13 protein-coding genes are annotated in these 15,878 nt (G+C 66.2%); 9 read left to right on the forward strand and 4 right to left on the reverse strand.

What is annotated here, in order from left to right; translation table 11 throughout:
- The first annotated feature begins 3 nt into the window (after positions 1-3).
- From E1263_RS11450 to E1263_RS11460, 3 genes are all read left to right on the forward strand, one after another.
- Positions 4-1,146, forward strand: coding sequence for a hypothetical protein (locus E1263_RS11450; RefSeq protein ID WP_132167214.1), 1,143 nt, complete (start codon positions 4-6; stop codon positions 1,144-1,146).
- 90 nt (positions 1,147-1,236) lie between these two features.
- Entirely contained in the window at positions 1,237-2,184 is a 948-nt protein-coding gene (locus tag E1263_RS11455) for a trypsin-like serine peptidase (protein ID WP_132167215.1), read from the forward strand.
- Between the two features lie 56 nt (positions 2,185-2,240).
- On the forward strand, positions 2,241-2,750 hold the full coding sequence (locus E1263_RS11460; protein ID WP_132167216.1) for a PaaI family thioesterase: 510 nt from the start codon (positions 2,241-2,243) through the stop codon (positions 2,748-2,750).
- On the opposite strand, the gene E1263_RS11465 is transcribed toward E1263_RS11460, so the two are convergent.
- Both E1263_RS11465 and E1263_RS11470 read right to left on the reverse strand, forming a co-directional pair.
- Positions 2,739-3,989 carry an aspartate aminotransferase type Ic gene (locus E1263_RS11465; protein WP_238161186.1) on the reverse strand — a complete coding sequence of 417 codons (1,251 nt, stop codon included), beginning with the start codon at positions 3,987-3,989 and terminating at the stop codon, positions 2,739-2,741. The genes E1263_RS11460 and E1263_RS11465 overlap by 12 nt on opposite strands.
- Positions 3,990-4,071: 82 nt before the next feature.
- Entirely contained in the window at positions 4,072-6,486 is a 2,415-nt protein-coding gene (locus E1263_RS11470) for a penicillin-binding protein (protein WP_132167218.1), read from the reverse strand.
- Between the two features lie 174 nt (positions 6,487-6,660).
- Here E1263_RS11470 and E1263_RS11475 point away from each other — a divergent pair, with 174 nt between their 5' ends.
- The gene (locus tag E1263_RS11475) at positions 6,661-7,224 is read left to right on the forward strand and encodes a hypothetical protein (protein WP_132167219.1); all 564 of its coding nucleotides are present in this window, start codon (positions 6,661-6,663) and stop codon (positions 7,222-7,224) included.
- Here the strand turns inward: E1263_RS11475 and E1263_RS11480 are convergent.
- Positions 7,204-9,474 (reverse strand): HelD family protein, encoded by a 2,271-nt coding sequence (locus E1263_RS11480; protein WP_238161187.1) that lies wholly within the window; start codon positions 9,472-9,474, stop codon positions 7,204-7,206. The genes E1263_RS11475 and E1263_RS11480 overlap by 21 nt on opposite strands.
- Before the next feature lie 137 nt (positions 9,475-9,611).
- Positions 9,612-10,631, reverse strand: coding sequence for a LacI family DNA-binding transcriptional regulator (locus E1263_RS11485; RefSeq protein WP_132167220.1), 1,020 nt, complete (start codon positions 10,629-10,631; stop codon positions 9,612-9,614).
- Positions 10,632-10,802: 171 nt separating this feature from the next.
- Between E1263_RS11485 and E1263_RS11490 the strand changes: the two genes are divergently transcribed.
- From E1263_RS11490 to E1263_RS11510, 5 genes are all read left to right on the forward strand, one after another.
- Positions 10,803-12,086, forward strand: a complete 1,284-nt coding sequence (locus E1263_RS11490) for an extracellular solute-binding protein (protein WP_238161188.1) — start codon at positions 10,803-10,805, stop codon at positions 12,084-12,086.
- An 80-nt stretch (positions 12,087-12,166) separates the two neighbouring features.
- On the forward strand, positions 12,167-13,009 hold the full coding sequence (locus E1263_RS11495) for a carbohydrate ABC transporter permease (protein ID WP_132167234.1): 843 nt from the start codon (positions 12,167-12,169) through the stop codon (positions 13,007-13,009).
- A 1-nt stretch (position 13,010) separates the two neighbouring features.
- Positions 13,011-13,838, forward strand: coding sequence for a carbohydrate ABC transporter permease (locus E1263_RS11500; protein ID WP_132167221.1), 828 nt, complete (start codon positions 13,011-13,013; stop codon positions 13,836-13,838).
- A gap of 66 nt (positions 13,839-13,904) precedes the next feature.
- Entirely contained in the window at positions 13,905-15,290 is a 1,386-nt protein-coding gene (locus tag E1263_RS11505) for a ferredoxin reductase family protein (RefSeq protein WP_132167222.1), read from the forward strand.
- A gap of 157 nt (positions 15,291-15,447) precedes the next feature.
- On the forward strand, positions 15,448-15,660 hold the full coding sequence (locus E1263_RS11510) for a hypothetical protein (RefSeq protein WP_132167223.1): 213 nt from the start codon (positions 15,448-15,450) through the stop codon (positions 15,658-15,660).
- The last annotated feature ends 218 nt before the right edge of the window (positions 15,661-15,878 follow it).

Raw genomic sequence — 15,878 nt, forward strand, 5'->3', positions numbered from 1 at the left:
GTGATGAGCACTCTCAGGCGCCGGTGGATGTTCCTCGTCCCCGGCGCACTGGTGCTGGCACTGGTGGTTGCTGCAGGCATCGTTCGGTACGACGCCGGCCGCATCGACAGCGTGGTTGTCGGCGCGCGGGAGGCGGGGGACTGTACGACGGTGCAGCTCGCGGCTGCGCAGTTCGATTCGTTGCATCGGATCGTCGCTGCGGGGAAAGCGAAGCGGGCCAAGGAGGATGTTGCGGCCTGCGATCGGTTGGATGGCGCGGATGCGGAGTTCAAGGCGGCCCTGTGGTCGACGACCGGGCAAGCGAAGGGGGCGCTCGGGGTTCTTGATCAGGTGCTGGCGGATCCGCGGCAGCGGGGCACGACGACCGCGGTGCTCGACGACTTCCTGGCGAACCTGCGGGTGACGGATTCCTGTTCGGCGGTTGTGCTTGCTGATCAGTTGCAGGCGCGCAAGGTGAGTCCGGTGTTGCAGGAGCGGATCCGGTCGGCGCTGGTAGAGATCGAGCCGGCCGCTCTGCGGGCGTGTGCGGCTGAGCGGATGAAGGACTCGGCGTGGGATGAGGCGCACAACCTCTATCGACGTGCGGTCGATCGCTATCCCGACGATCTGCGCGCAGGCGAGGCGCGGGCCGGGGCGGTGAAGGCGAACCAGCAGCAAGAACTGGAGAACGTGCAGGAGCTGATTGACGACCCTGAGTCCTACTGCGACAGCCCCGCGAGGTACAGCGCGGCGCCGCCGTACCGGCGTGGGCTGAATCGGGCCGTTGTCCTCGGCAGCTCGATCGAGAACTATGCCGCGCGGCTGCCCAAGCAATGGCGGACGAACGACGCCGCCGCGGCCACGACCGTGACGTGTGCGGAGGTCGCGATGGGCAAGGCCGTGCGGACCTGTCCGTACTTGCCGAAGCTCGGCTTCGAATCGATCTACGTGACCTTCCACAAGATGGTGCTCTCGCTGAAGGTCTACGAGCTGCGGACCGGGAAGCGGGTGGTCAACAAGAAGATTTTGGTCGACGGACTGGCCTGCCCGAACACCCTGCACTACCAGTCGAGCACGGGCTTTTCTGACCCGGATCCCGCGCAATTTGTGGTGGTGCCGGACAAGAATCTGCGGGCGGCCTTCCAGCCGTCCATCGTTCGACCCTGATCTCACCTCTTTTCCGGGGACCGAGGAGCGTTTATCGTGGCGCACCTGATGTGACCGCCCAGTCACATTCCGTGAGGAGAGAGGCTGCAGATGAAGCGATTCCGCCCCCTTCGTTCCGCCCTGCTCGCAACCACCTGTGCGGTGGGGCTGGTGGCCGGCGCGACGACCGCGACCGCCGCCAACCCGTCGACGACGCATGAAGCCGCCACCACCAAATCCCAGCAGGCCGAAGTCACGAGCTTCTGGACCCCCGAGCGGATGCGATCCGCCGTACCGATCGGCCAGTTGCTCACACCCAAGCAGCGCATCGACACCGGCGCGATTCCAGCAGGTAAGCCGAAAACCGTGGCCCCGACTGCGTTCCCGAGCGGGGGAGGTGCGTGGACCGGCGGCGGGAAGATCGTCTCCACCGAGGGCCGCGTGTTCTTCACCTACACCGGCCGTACGGCGTCCTGCAGTGGAACGGCCGTCACCAGCGGCAACAAGAGCACGGTCATCACGGCCGGGCACTGCGTGAAGCTCGAGGGCGCCTTCCACACCAACTGGGTGTTCGTCCCTGCCTACAACAACGGCGCGACGCCGTACGGGACGTGGACTGCGAAGAAGACCTATGCGACGCCGCAGTGGGTGGCCAGTGAGGACATCAACTACGACGTCGGTGCTGCGGTCGTGAACCCGCTGAACGGCGCAAACCTGACCGATGTGGTCGGTGGGCAGGGCATCGCGTTCAACCAGGCGCGCGGCCAGAACATGTACGCCTTCGGCTACCCGGCAGCGGCGCCGTACGACGGCACGAAGCTCGTCTACTGCAGCGGCAAGGTCTTCAATGCGTTCATCTCCGACGGCATCGGCATGACGTGTGACATGACCGGTGGCGCGAGTGGCGGCGGCTGGTTCCTGTCGTTCAGCGAGTCGACCGGGGCCGGCATCGTCAACTCGGTCAACAGCTACAAGATCAACATCATCCCGACCTGGATGTTCGGCCCGTACTTCGGCGCCGACGCCCAGAACCTGTACGCCACGGCGCAGGCCGGCTGAACGGCGAGTCCTAAGTCTCGTTGACAGACCCAGCCGCTCCTGTGAAGCTCAGCTCTATGAGCGAACCTCAGGACGGCCCGCGCACCCGCACCTTCAGCTGGCCGGACCCGGCCGAGATCTCGGCCCACGTCGGGACGACGTCCGGTCTCGAGATGCTGCAGGCGATGGCCGCCGGGAAGATCCCCGCCCCGCCGATCCTCCAACTGGTCGGCGGGACCGGGATCGAGGTCGAGGAAGGCAGCGTCACGGTGATCATGCCGGTCCAGGAATTCCACTACAACCCGCTCGGCACGGTGCACGGTGGCGTGATCGCCACCCTGCTCGACACGGCCGCAGGCTGCACGGTGCACTCGACGCTTCCGGCCGGGACCGGCTACACCTCACTCGACCTGAACACGCGCTTCATCAAGCCGGTCACGGTCAAGTCCGGCGAGCTGCGCTGCACCGGTCAGATCATCAGCCGCGGTCGTCGCACTGCGGTCGCCGAGGCCAGGCTGGTGGACGAGCGTGGGACCTTGCTGGCCCACGCCACATCCACCTGCCTGATCTTCGAACTAGGCCAGTAGCTTCTCGACGGCCGACAACCGCACGCAGACGGTCAGGCCGGCGACCGCGGTCTCCAGCTCGTCGAGTTCCGGGTACGTCGGTGCGATCCGGATGATGCTGTCGGTCGGGTCGTCGCCGTACGGGTGGGTGGCCCCGGCCGGGGTCAGCGCGATACCGGCCGCCTTCGCCTTGGCGACGACATCGGCGGCGCAGCCCTCGGGCACCTGCAAGGTGATGAAGTAGCCGCCGGTCGGTGCGTTCCAGGACGCGAACCCGCTGTCGCCGAGCTCGGCGGTCAGGATCTTGTCGACGGCCTCGAACTTCGGCCGGATCAGGCCCGCCAGCTGGCGCATGTGCTCGGTCAGGCCGTCGGTGTCGCGCAGGAACTGCACGTGCCGGAGCTGGTTGACCTTGTCCGGCCCGATGCTGCGCTTGACGGTGTGGCTCGCCCACCACTTCAGGTTGGCCGGCGATGCGCCGAAGAAGGCGACCCCGGCACCCGCGAAGGTGATCTTCGAGCTCGACCCGAACACGAAGACGCGATCCGCGTTCCCCGCCTCGGCAGCCAGCGCCAGTACGTCGGCCAGTTCGTCGTGCTCGTCGGTGAGGTGGTGCACGGCGTACGCGTTGTCCCAGAAGATGCGGAAGTCCGGCGCGGCCGTGGTCATCGCGGCGAGCCGGCGAACCGTCTCGTCGGAGTACGTCGTACCGGTGGGGTTGCTGTACTTCGGGACGCACCAGATGCCCTTGATCGAGGCGTCGGCGGCAACCAGCCGCTCGACCTCGTCCATGTCCGGGCCGTCGGCGGTCAGCGCGACCGGGATCATCTTGATGCCGTAGCGCTCGCAGATCCCGAAGTGCCGGTCGTAGCCCGGCACCGGGCACAGGAAGCTGATCTCGTCGTCGGCCCAGCGGCGCTCGGCGCCCGGCACCTGGCCGAGCAGCGCGAACACGATCGCGTCGTGCATCAGCTCGAGGCTGGAGTTGCCCAACGCGAGCAGCTGGTCGGCCGGCACCTGCAGGCTGCCGGCGAAGATCGCGCGCAGCTCGGGCAGCCCGTTGGTCCCGCCGTAGTTGCGCAGGTCGGTGCCGTCGGCCGAGACCGCACGCTCGACCGCGCCGAGAATTCCGTCGGCCAGATCGAGCTGCCGCGGCGACGGTTTACCGCGGGTCAGGTCGAGCTTCAGCCCCTTCGCGGCAAGAGCGTCGTACTCCGCCTGGGCGCTGTCTCGCTGCGCCGTCAACTCTTCCACCGTCAAGGCTGAACCACCCACGACATTTCCCTTCGCTGCAATCGTTACGCACAGCTTAATGGGATCCGACGGTGAGCTATACCACGGGTCAACGCCCGCCGCAGTTCGGGAACTTCGGATTCCAGGGCGGGCAGGGGACGTGGCCGGTCGGCTTCGTCGGCGGCGGGCCGTTCGGCGGGATTACCGGCGGGATGCCGGGTGTCACCGGGGGAGTGACCGGCGGCGGCACCTTGCTGCCGTTGGACAGCCAGAGCGTGACCGTCGCGCCAGGTAGGGCGCCGTCCTCGGTGCGCGGGCTGGTGTAGGCGACCGTGCCGGCGACTGCGTCGGAGTCGACCTGCGTCTCGGCGATCGCGACCTTGAAGCCGAGCGCCTCGAGCTGGGCGGTCGCCTGCTCCGGCGTCATCCCCTTCACCGCCGGCAGGTCCTTCACGTTGCCGCGGATCGTCTTCTCGTCCGGCTGGACGAACTTCGACGACGGGAGCCCCTTCAGGATGCTGCGCATCACGGCTTCCCAGATCGGACCCGCCGTACCGGAGCCGGAGGCGTCGCGCAGCTTCCGGCCGTTGAAGGTCTGACCAATCAGGTTCCTGGCCGGCGGCGTCGCGTCGGCGACCACGGAGGCGGCCGCGTACTTCGACGAGTAGCCCGCGAACCACACGGCCTTGTTGTCGTCGGTGGTTCCGGTCTTGCCGCCCAGATCGCTGCGGCCGAACTTCAGCTTGCCGCCGGTGCCGCCCGGCTCCATCACTTGGTGCAGCACGTAGTTGACGCCGTCCGCGACCTGCGGGGTCATCACCGGCTTGCAACTGCGGCCGGGCGTCGCGATCGACTTGCCACGGACGCTGGCGACCGCGGTGATCACCTGCGGGTTGCAGAACACGCCGCGGGCCGCGAACGTCGCATACGCACTGGACATCATCATCGGCGTGATCAGACCGGCCGAGCCCAGTGTCATCGACGGCACCTGCTCGAGGGGGTCCTCGGTCTGGGCGTCACGCATGCCCATCTTCGCTGCGAGGGTGGCGATCGGGCACAGGCCGACCTGCTGGGACAGTTGCAGGAAGTAGGTGTTGGTCGAGGCGCGCGCTGCGTCGATCATCGACGGGTCCGGGACGGTCCTGGTCGAGTTCTTCGGGGTGTAGTCGGGGTCAGAGGTGACGCCGGTACACGTCTTGAAGTCCTGCCCGCTCATGTCGAGCACCTGCGGGGAGTTGATCCGGTAGTTGAGCGGGACGCCCTTCTGGATCGCGGCGGCGATGGTGAACGCCTTCATCGTCGATCCGTTCTGGAACCCGCCGAACCCGCCGGGGTAGGACTTCTCGACGTTGTAGTTGTAGGCCGTCTGGTTCTTCTTGAACCCGTACGGCTTGCTCTGCGCCATCGCCTTGACCAGACCGGTGGTCGGTTCGACGACGGTGATCGCGGCGACCGCGCTGTCGGTGGGCTTTGAGTGCTGGTCGATGGACTTCTGCGCGGCGGCCTGCATCTTCGGGTCGAGCGAGGTCCGGATCGTCAGGCCGGCCGTCTGGATGTAGTCCTCGCGGTCGTCCTTGGTCTTGCCGAAGACCGGATTCTCCTTCAGCTTCGCCCTGACGTAATCGCAGAAGAACGGGTACGGCGAGCTCGCGCAGCCGTTCGGCACGACCTGCACCTTGCGCGGATCGATGACGGCGGTCTTCATCGCCGCCGTCGCCTGCTTCGCGCTGATCATGCCGAGGTCCCGCATCCGGACCAGCACAGTGTCCCGCCGGGTCTTGGCCTTCTTCGGGTTGTCGGTCGGGTCATAGCCGACCGGGTTCTTCACCAGGCCGGCCAGCAAAGCGGCCTGCTGCAGGTTCAGCTTCGACGCGGGCACCCCGAAGTAGTGCTTCGCCGCGGCCTCGACGCCGTACGAGCGGCCGCCGAAGAAGGCGAGGTTCAGGTAGCGGCGGAGAATCTCCTCCTTGGCGACCTTCTGCTCGACCGCGATCGCGTAGCGCAGTTCGGTGAACTTGCGCTCGTAGCTGTCGGCGGTCGCGGCCTGCCGCTCCTGCGGCGTCTTCGCCTTCGCGACCAGGCTGAGCTTCACGTACTGCTGGGTGATGCTGGAGCCACCCTGCGACACCCCACCGCCGGACTGGTTGCGCAGCAGCGCGCGCAGCGTGCCCTTCGCGTCCAGCGCACCGTGCTCGTAGAACCGGTCGTCCTCGATCGCCACGATCGCCTTCAGCATGATCGGGTTGATCTGCTTCAGCGTGACCTCGGTCCGGTTCTCCTCGTACAGAGTCGCGATCCGTGAGTCGTCGTTCGCCAGGATGACCGTCGCCTGCCGCGTCGGAGCGATCTCCAGGTCCTGCGGGAGGTACTGGACGGTGTTGTGCGCGGTCTCGGTGGTCACGCCTGCCAGACCGGCCAGCGGGAGCGCCAGACCGGCCACGAGAGCGCCGGAAAGTGCGCTCACCAGCAGGAAGAGGAGCACCGAGCGGAGGGCATGCGGGCGCGCCGGCTCACTTCTGTGCATGGTCCGGCACAGTACGGCAGGACGGGGGGCTTCGGCAGGCTTGAGATCACGGAATTAACACATTCGACGCGCGATCTCACCCACCGTGATCGCGCTCTCACAGTTTGCTGAAGATCCAACCAATAGTTCGTGACCTGCGTCTCACCGGCAAAGAACAACAGTTGGGGGAAGAGCATGAAGCGATTGATGGCCGGTCTGGCCGCGCTCGGTACGACGGTGGTGGCGCTGGCGGGGGCGGCGCCGGCCGTTGCCGCTGGCAACAGCCTGGCATTCGGCAGCCGGTACTTCGACTGTGACCCGGAGTACGGATGTCATGGCTCCGCAGTGCTCCCGAAGTCCTGGAAGTACACCGGGCTGGGTAACGGCGAAGGCCGTTTCACCGACACTTCCGTGCCGCGGATGATCCGGATCGACACCGATCTGGACAGTCACCCGGGCACGGCAACGGCTGCGCTGAACAAGCAGAAGGCACTCAAGGGCACACCGGGGCTGAAGATCATCGGCCTGCAGAACGGCACGATGAAGTCGACCATGCAGCAAGGACCGCTGCGGATCTCGACGCTCGTCTACACCTATCGGAGCGGTTCGCAGACCCGTTGGGTGGCGACACGCTACATCGGCTTCCACGGCGACAAGACTGCGAGCGCCGAGGTGACGGTCGGCGGCCGCGTTCAGGACCGCACCCTGCTGGGCACGGTCCTGACGAAGGCCACAGAGTCACTGGCGATGGCCGGATAGCACCTCTGGCAGGTCGCCGTCGGCCAGCACACCAAGGCGTTTGGTGGCGCGGGTGACGGCGACGTACAGATCAGACAGGCCTCGATCCGACTCGGCGATGATGCCCGCCGGATCGGCGATCAGGACCGAGTCGAACTCGAGGCCTTTGGCCTGGGTGGCATCAAGCAGTGCGACCGGCGCATCGAGGATCGCCGGATCATTGCTACGGGCAACATCCTCCAGTATGGCGGCCAGCTCGTCGTACCGGGGTCTCGGCACGAGCACGGCGAGCCGCCCGTCGCCGATCGCCTCCCGCTCGGCCTTGATCGCGGCCGTCAAGGCATCGGCAAACTCAGCAGCCGGTACGGCGCGGAGCCACGGCTCGGCGTCACCTTCGCGAACCGAGATCGGCGGCCGAAGATTCGGGTCGATCGCGGCGAGCACGCCACCCGCGACCGTCATGATCTCCGTCGGCGTGCGGTAGTTGACGGTCAGCTCGGCGCTTCGCCAGCGTCGCGGCGCGTACCGGTCGAGTAGTTCGGCCCAGGACTTCACCCCGGCGTCCGTGCCGGTCTGGGCAATGTCGCCGACCAGCGTCATCGAGCGCCGCGGGCATCGGCGCATCAACAGCCGCCAATCCATCGCGGACAGCTCCTGTGCCTCGTCCACGATGATGTGGCCGAAGACCCAACTGCGATCCGCGGAAGCGCGCTCCGAAACCGTGCCAGGGTTGTCGACCAGCTGTGTCCGTCGATGCACGAGGTTGGCGAACTGCTCGATCTCCCAGGGCATCACCACGATGTTCGTCGCTTCCAGCTGGACCTGGACGACTTCCCGCGCGTACTTCCAGGCGTCCGCCGCTTCGGCCTCTGCCGCAGCAGCCTGCTGTCGCCGGGCGGAGACGGCTGCGTCGAGCTCGCCGATCAGCTCGGCTGCCTCGTCGAGCAGCGGTACGTCGGATGCTGTCCACGGCGCGTCGATCGGCCGGAGGATCGCGGTCCGGTCGGCCTCACTCAACTGCGGCGCCGCTTCGGTCAGACGTTCGGCCGACGACAGCAGCACACTGACCAGCAGTTGCGGCGTGAGCTCCGGCCACAGGTGATCGAGAATCCCTTGCACACGGTCGTCTTCGGCCAGTTCCTTGTGGACATCCTCGATGTCCTCCTCGCCGACGTACTGGCGACCGATCTTGTCGATGACCTGATCGGTGAGGACCTTGAGGATGCGCCGGACGAAGATCTTGCGGGCCGGGTTGTGCGGCTCGTCGGACTCGAGCGCCTTCTGCTTCGCCTTCCGGACCGCGCCCGGCCGCAGGACAAGCTCATGCTGATCGACCTTGAACTCGATCGGCGCGTCCGGGACGCGCTGAAAGTTCGCCACCGCTTGCGCGAGCACGTCGACCATTGTCAGATCGCCTTTGACCCGCGCAGCCGCCGCGCTTTCCGCCCCAGTCGCTTCGACGACTGGATACAGCTCACCAACCGTTGCCAGCACCACATCGGTCTCACCGAGCGACGGCAACACCTGATCGATGTACCGCAGGAACGTCGTATTGGGCCCCACCACCAGTACGCCGGTCCGCGCCAGCTGCTCGCGATGCGTGTAGAGCAGGTACGCCGCTCTGTGCAGCGCCACCACGGTCTTCCCGGTGCCGGGCCCGCCCTGGACAACCAATGCGCCAGGCAATTCGGAGCGGATGATCTCGTCTTGCTCGGTCTGGATCGTCGCAACGATCTCGTTCATCCGGCCGGTCCGGTTCGCGCCGAGCGACGACATCAGCGCAGCCTCGCCGATCAGCGTGCTGCGGTCGGCATCCTGCAAGGCATCAAGGTCCAGTACGTCGTCGTCGACACCGATCACCGTGCGCCCGTGCAGCCGGATGTGCCGGCGACGCGTCACGCCGAGCGGCGCAGCCGGGGTGGCCCGGTAGAACGACTGCGCGAGCGGCGTCCGCCAGTCGATCAGGAGCGGGTCGTACTCCTCATCGAACAACCCGATCCGCCCGATATGGAACCGCTCGCCGCCGGTCTCGTCGATCCGGCCGAAACACAGACCGCGCTCCACCGACGAGAGTTGGGCGAAACGGCCGGAGAAAAGATTGGTGAACGATTCGCGTTCACTGTACCCCTGAAGATTATCGACGGTGTTCTCCCCTTGAACCCGCTCGAGCTCGCCGCGTGCCCTTTCGCGCAATACATCAAGCCTTTCGTACATGGTCGTCACGTGGCCTTGCTCTTCGCCGATTTCCTGTGCCAGCAACTGATCCGTCACGCCGTCCCCGATCTTGCGAAACCCTTGGCTGTCTGATAATCTGGTCTTAGTTGCCCCACGAGGGCAACTTTTTTTGTTTCAGACACAAACACCCAACGGTAGCTATTCCCGGGGTAATCCGCAAGCAATGCCGAATGTCAGAGGGTGGCGGCGGAGCCGCGGATGATGAGGGTGGTGGCTAGTTCTACGTGGTGGGAGTCGATTGTTTCGCCGGCGGCGAGTCTCAATGCGGTGCGTAGGGCGACCGCACCCATTTCGCGCAAGGGTTGTTTGACGGTGGTCAGCGGAGGTGAGGCCAGGCGGGCGACTTGGGTGTCGTCGAAGCCGATGACGCTGAGGTCTTCGGGGATGCGGAGACCGCGGGCGCGGGCTGCCTCCATCACACCGAGCGCCGACTCGTCGCTGCCGGCGAAGATCGCGGTCGGGCGGTCCGGGAGGTCGAAGAGGACGGAGGCGCCGGCCACGCCGTCGTCGTACAGGAAGTCGCGTTGCCAGATGTAGTCCTTCGGCACGGTTTCGCCCGCGGCCTCGATGGCACTGCGGAAGCCGCTCAGACGCGCCTGGTTGCAGCCTGACGTGGGTGGGCCGCCGAGGTAGGCGATCCGCCGATGCCCGAGGTCGAGCAGGTGCTGGGTCGCGGCTCGGCCGCCGGCGAAATTTGTTGAGCCGACGCTGGTCACGTCCGGCTCGGGGATGTTGGCCGGATCGATGACCACCAAGGGAAGCCGGGCTCGCGACAGTGCGGCCAGGTCGGCATCGGTGAGCTCGCTGGTGATGCCGATGGCTGCTCGGCGGCTACCGGCGATGAGTTCGCGAATCCAGCGGTTGGCGCGGTCCGTCACGGTGGTCTCGTGGCGCGGGTGCGCGTTCAGTACGACGTCGACGTTCGCGGCCTGACCGGCCTCGACGACACCCTGGATGACCTCGACCGAGTAGTTGTTCAAGGCCCCTTGGTAGAAGAGCTCGACCGCGTCCCGGACGACGGTGTCGGGGCGGCGGCCGACGTAACCGTGCTGGGTGAGCAGGTCCTGGATGCGGGCCCGGGTGGCGGAGGAGACGTCGCTGCGGCCGTTGAGGACCTTGGAGACGGTGGCAATCGAGACCCCGGCGTTCTTGGCGACGGTGGCAAGGGTGACCGCGGACTTCGGACGTGGCATCTCGTTCCTCCTCATTCGTGTAGCCAGCAGATTATCGAAAAGTTTCGAAGGATCTGACAAGCCTTGACAGGTGTTTCTCCGAAACCTACGTTACGAAACACCTTCAGGGAGACGGAGATCACAGTGGAGCCGATAAAAGCGTCCCGACGGACATTTCTGAGCTTGGCCGCGGTGGGTGCGCTCGCGGCCTGCGGTACGTCCGGGCCGAAGAGCAGTACACCTGGTGCGGCCGGCGACGGGGCGACGTACTGGTTCCTCACCGGACAGCCGCAGCAGGCGATCCGGGAGGCGCAGGTCAAGCGGTTCAACGACGCGAACTCGGCGACGCAGCTCAAGACCACGACCTTCCAGAACGACGCGTTCAAGCAGAAGATCAAGACCGCCATCGGCGCCGGGCAAGGGCCGACGCTGATCTGGGGCTGGGGTGGCGGCGGGCTGAAGAGCTACGTGGATGCCGGCCAGGTCGAGGATCTGAGCGACTTCTTCGGGCAGAACACGGCGCTGAAGGACTCGATCTTCCCGTCGGCCTTCGGGGCGGCGACGGTCGGCGGGAAGATCTACGCGATGCCGGTCGAGACCACGACGCCGATCGTGCTCTTCTACGACAAGCGTGCCTTCGAGAAGATCGGGGCGCAGCCGCCGCAGTCGTGGGGCGACATCATGGATCTGGTGCCGAAGTTCAACGCCGCCAAGATCGCGCCGTTCTCGCTCGGTGGGCAGTCGCGCTGGACCAACATGATGTGGCTGGAGTTCCTGTTCGACCGGATCGGCGGCAGCGAGGTCTTCCAGAACATCTTCGACGGCGGGGCGAACGGCTGGTCCGATCCGTCCGCGCTGAAGGCGCTCGACGAGATGCAGAAGCTGATCAAGGCCGGCGGTTTCATCAAGGGGTTCTCCTCGATCACCGCCGACTCGAACGCCGATCAGGCGCTGCTGTTCACCGGTAAGGCCGCGATGATGCTGCACGGCGCCTGGACCTACGGGAACATGAAGTCCTCTGGTGGGGACTTCGTCACCGGCGGCCATCTGGGCTACATGAACTTCCCTGGTGTCGATGGTGGCAAGGGCGATCCGAGCGACACGGTCGGCAACCCGGGGCAGTACCTGGCGATCTCCTCGAAGGCCAGTGCGGCCGACAAGGAGACGGCGAAGAAGTTCCTGGCCAACAACACCATCGACGACGCCTCGGTGGATGCGTGGGTGAAGTCCGGAAGTATCTCGGTCGCGAAGAGCTCGAAGGATCGGCTGGCCGGGATCACCGACAAGAACGATGCCGAGTGGCTGAAATTCGTCTACGACACCTCGGCGAACGCGAAGGTCTTCGCGCAGTCGTGGGACCAGGCGCTCAGCCCGACCCAGGCCGAGACGCTGCTCGACAACATCGCGAAACTCTTCCAGCTCTCGATCTCACCGCAGCAGTTCGCCGACAGCATGAACGCGGTGATCGGCAAGTGAGCTCCGGTACGGCGGGTGGCCCGGGCCGAGCGGTTGCCCGTCGTACCGGCCCGTCCCATGGAACGGGTGCGGTGACCTGGATGGTGTTCCCGGCGCTGCTCATGTTCGTGGTGTTCGGCGTGCTGCCGCTGATCGGCGTACTGGTGCTGAGCTTCGCGCAATGGGACGGGCTGGGGGCGATTCGCCCGGCCGGGATGGCGAACTGGGGATCGGTGCTGTCCGATCCCGGACTGCCGCATGCGATCTGGGTGACGTTCGAGATCATGATCTTGTCCTGGGCGGTGCAGACGCCGGTCAGCCTGCTGATCGGGACGTTCCTGGCCGGGCGGCAGCGCTATCGCGGGTTTCTCGCGGTGCTGTACTTCGTGCCGTTGCTGCTGAGCTCGGCCGCGATCGCGATCACCTACAAAGCCTTGCTGGACCCGAACTTCGGGCTCGGCGCCGGGCTCAAGATCGGCTTCCTGACGCAGGACTGGCTGGGGGAGAGCGGTCTCGCGGTCGCGGTGGTGATCTTCGTGGTGTCGTGGCAGTTCATCCCGTTTCACTCGCTGATCTACCAAGGTGGGGTCCGGCAGATCCCGACCTCGATGTACGAGGCGGCGGCGATCGACGGCGCCGGGCGGATCCGGCAGTTCTTCAGCATCACGGTGCCGCAACTCAAGTACACGATCATCACGTCGTCGACGCTGATGGTGGTTGGGTCGCTGACCTTCTTCGACCTGATCTTCGTGCTCACGGCGGGTGGGCCCGGCGATGCGACGCGGGTGCTGGCCTTGGACATGTACAAACGCGGGTTCCAGGCGAACCTGATGGGTCCGGCGAGTGTGATCGCCGTACTGCTGGTGCTGATCGGTCTGGCGCTGGCGTTGCTGCTGCGCCGGCTCGGCGGCAGTACGACGGCCAGTCAGCAAGAGGGAGCCTGATATGCGCAAGCTCGTGCGGCTGAACTGGCTCGGCGGATCGGCCGGGTGGTTGTGGCTGGTGATCGTGATGGTCCCGCTGTACTGGATCGTCGTGACCAGCTTCAAAGACCAATCGGCGTACTTCAGCCAGAACCCCTTCGCTCTGCCGAACGCTCCGACGGCCGCGAACTACCTGCTGGTGATCCAGTCCGACTTCCCGCGCTACTTCGTGAACAGCGTGATCGTCACGGCCGGCACGATCATCCCAGCGGTCACGATCTCGTTCCTCGCCGCCTACGCCATCGTCCGCGGCGCCGGCAGCCGCTTCCTGGCCGGGGCGAACGGTCTCTTCCTGATGGGCCTCGCGATTCCCTTGCAGGCAACGATTATCCCGGTCTACCTACTGATCATCCGGATGCGCCTGTACGACAGTTTGCTGGCGATCGTGCTCCCGTCGATCGCCTTCGCGATCCCGCTGTCGGTCCTGGTGCTGACGAACTTCATCCGCGATGTCCCGAAGGAACTCTTCGAGTCCATGCGTGTCGACGGTGCGACAGAGTGGGGGATGCTGCGCAAGCTCGCGTTCCCGCTCACTCGTCCCGCGCTGGTGACGGTCGCCATCTACAACGGCCTAGGCGTCTGGAACGGCTTCCTGCTCCCCCTGATCCTGACGCAGAGTCCGGAGCAACGCACACTGCCCTTGGCGCTGTGGACCTTCCAAGGCCAATACAGCGTGAACGTCCCAGCGGTGCTGGCCTCCGTAGTCCTGACCACCCTCCCCATCGTCATCCTGTACGCCGTCGGCCGCCGCCAACTCCTCAGCGGCCTAACCGCCGGCTTCAGCCGCTGACCATTCCTGCTGGAACGACGCCGCTTTCTTAGTCCGGCCACAATCTGGGCCGGAATCGTAGAGGGCATGACGGAAACGATGAGCCGGCCACGAGTCCGGGCGAAGCGCTGGGCGCCGCAGTTGGTTGCCGACCTGATGGGTTTGCTCGCGATCGCGGCGGTCGTGCTGACGACGTGGATCTGGGCGCGCAACGGTGGAGTGCTGCAGACGTTCGTCTATCCGCAGTACCTGCTGGAATCCCAAGCCCTCTACACCGGTCTGCTCTCGCAGGTCCTGATGGTGTTGATGGTGCTGTTCATGGCGCGGATCCCGTGGGTCGAGCAGTCGTGGGGACATGATGTTCTCGCGCGCCGGCACAAGTGGCTCGGGTATGTGTCGTTCTGGCTGGCGCTGGTGCACACTGCGCTGTTCGCGCTCGATCGGGTCCAGCGGCGGCCTGCGGAGTGGGCGGGTGCGTTGTGGCAGCTGTTCGTCACCGACTCATGGATGCTGTGGGCAACGATCGGCACGCTGCTGATCATCGGCGTGGTGATCACCTCGATCCAGATCGCCCGGCGACGGCTGCGGTACGAGTCGTGGCACCTGCTCCACCTGTACTCCTATCTCGGAATGGCGTTCGTCCTCCCGCACGAACTTGCCGACGGCACGCATTTCCACGCTGCCTGGACGCGGGCGTTCTGGTGGATCCTGTACGTCGGCTCGCTGGCCGCGGTACTGATCTGGCGGGTGCTGTGGCCGTTGTGGATCTCGGGGCGGCACCGGCTGGTCGTCGAGGCGGTCGTTCCGGAGACAGAGAGCGCTTTCTCGGTCGTTCTCCGGGGGCGGAAGTTGCAGCGGCTCCGGACCGAGTCGGGGCAGTTCTTCATCTTCCGGTTCCTGGGCGGACCGGGGTGGACGCGCGGAAACCCGTACTCGATCTCCTCGGCCCCGACCGCCGACGGGCTGCAGATCACGCTGGAGGCCGGTGGTGACGGGGCTGAGCGAGCACGCACGCTGACCGCCGGGACGCGGGTACTGATCGAGGGCCCGTACGGAACGATGACCGCGGCCCGCCGCAGGCACCCGCGGATGGTGATGCTGGCGGCCGGTGTCGGGATCACGCCGTTCCGGGCGTTGCTGGAGGACACCGACTACGGACCCGGCGACGCGACGCTGATCTACCGGTACACCGATGCCGAGCACGCGATCTTCCGGACCGAACTCACGGAGCTGGCCCGGGAACGTGGTGTCGAGCTGATCCTGCTGCCGGGACGCCGCCGCGATGACGGGTCGTGGTTGCCGGCAGACATGGACGGTACCGATGCCGCCGTACTGGTGCGGTGTGTGCCTGACATTGCCCACCGCGACGTCTTCGCCTGCGGCCCGGTGCCGTGGCTGAAGTCAGTCCGCCGTGCCGCCCGCCGGGCCGGCGTCAAGACCCGCGACTTCCATCACGAGGACTACGCCTGGTGATGGCTGCCCTAGGAGGAACTATGCGCCGCTCCACCTTTGTCGCCGCTCTGCTCGTCGCCGCACTAGTCATCGGCTACGGCACCCTACTCAGCGCCACCCCCACAACCGGCAGTTCCAGTCAAACCGGAAAACCCGGCGAATCCCCCAAGGAGGCACCATGAAAAAGATCATCGCGTTCGCCCTCGGTACCGCGGCCCTCGTAGCCGGCGCCATCGGCATCCAAGCATTCGCCACCAGCAGCCCGGACGAAAGCAAACAACCCCCGGCCGCCACGCAGACGACGCCTGCCGATGGCACGCCCAAACCCGGCGACACCGACCGCCCCGGCTACACCGAGGACCACACCGGCAAACCCGGCGAGACCAAGTAGCCCGCCCTCTTTGAGCACCCATCAACCATTTCGCACCGCAATCCGTGCCTGGCGGGTGCTCAAAGCGCCCCACCGCTACCCAAAGACACGCCGACCCACCTTTGTGCGCGAAGGGCGTCTTTGGGTAGCCACCAGTCGTTTTCGCGCGGTGGAAATGGTTGGTGGGTACTCAAAGTTGGGCGCCCAGCCGGAGGGGGAGCCGGCGCGCGGGCGGCGCG

It is taken from the genome of Kribbella antibiotica (assembly GCF_004349055.1).
Taxonomy (GTDB): Bacteria; Actinomycetota; Actinomycetes; order Propionibacteriales; family Kribbellaceae; genus Kribbella; species Kribbella antibiotica.

What these genes read in the sequence shown, in the direction of transcription:
- E1263_RS11450 (WP_132167214.1), top strand. Translation starts at nt 4, where the DNA reads ATGAGCACTCTCAGGCGCCGGTGGATGTTCCTCGTCCCCGGCGCACTG.
- E1263_RS11455 (WP_132167215.1), top strand. Translation starts at nt 1,237, where the DNA reads ATGAAGCGATTCCGCCCCCTTCGTTCCGCCCTGCTCGCAACCACCTGT.
- E1263_RS11460 (WP_132167216.1), top strand. Translation starts at nt 2,241, where the DNA reads ATGAGCGAACCTCAGGACGGCCCGCGCACCCGCACCTTCAGCTGGCCG.
- E1263_RS11470 (WP_132167218.1), bottom strand. Translation starts at nt 6,486, where the DNA reads ATGCACAGAAGTGAGCCGGCGCGCCCGCATGCCCTCCGCTCGGTGCTC.
- E1263_RS11475 (WP_132167219.1), top strand. Translation starts at nt 6,661, where the DNA reads ATGAAGCGATTGATGGCCGGTCTGGCCGCGCTCGGTACGACGGTGGTG.
- E1263_RS11485 (WP_132167220.1), bottom strand. Translation starts at nt 10,631, where the DNA reads ATGCCACGTCCGAAGTCCGCGGTCACCCTTGCCACCGTCGCCAAGAAC.
- E1263_RS11495 (WP_132167234.1), top strand. Translation starts at nt 12,167, where the DNA reads ATGGTGTTCCCGGCGCTGCTCATGTTCGTGGTGTTCGGCGTGCTGCCG.
- E1263_RS11500 (WP_132167221.1), top strand. Translation starts at nt 13,011, where the DNA reads ATGCGCAAGCTCGTGCGGCTGAACTGGCTCGGCGGATCGGCCGGGTGG.
- E1263_RS11505 (WP_132167222.1), top strand. Translation starts at nt 13,905, where the DNA reads ATGACGGAAACGATGAGCCGGCCACGAGTCCGGGCGAAGCGCTGGGCG.
- E1263_RS11510 (WP_132167223.1), top strand. Translation starts at nt 15,448, where the DNA reads ATGAAAAAGATCATCGCGTTCGCCCTCGGTACCGCGGCCCTCGTAGCC.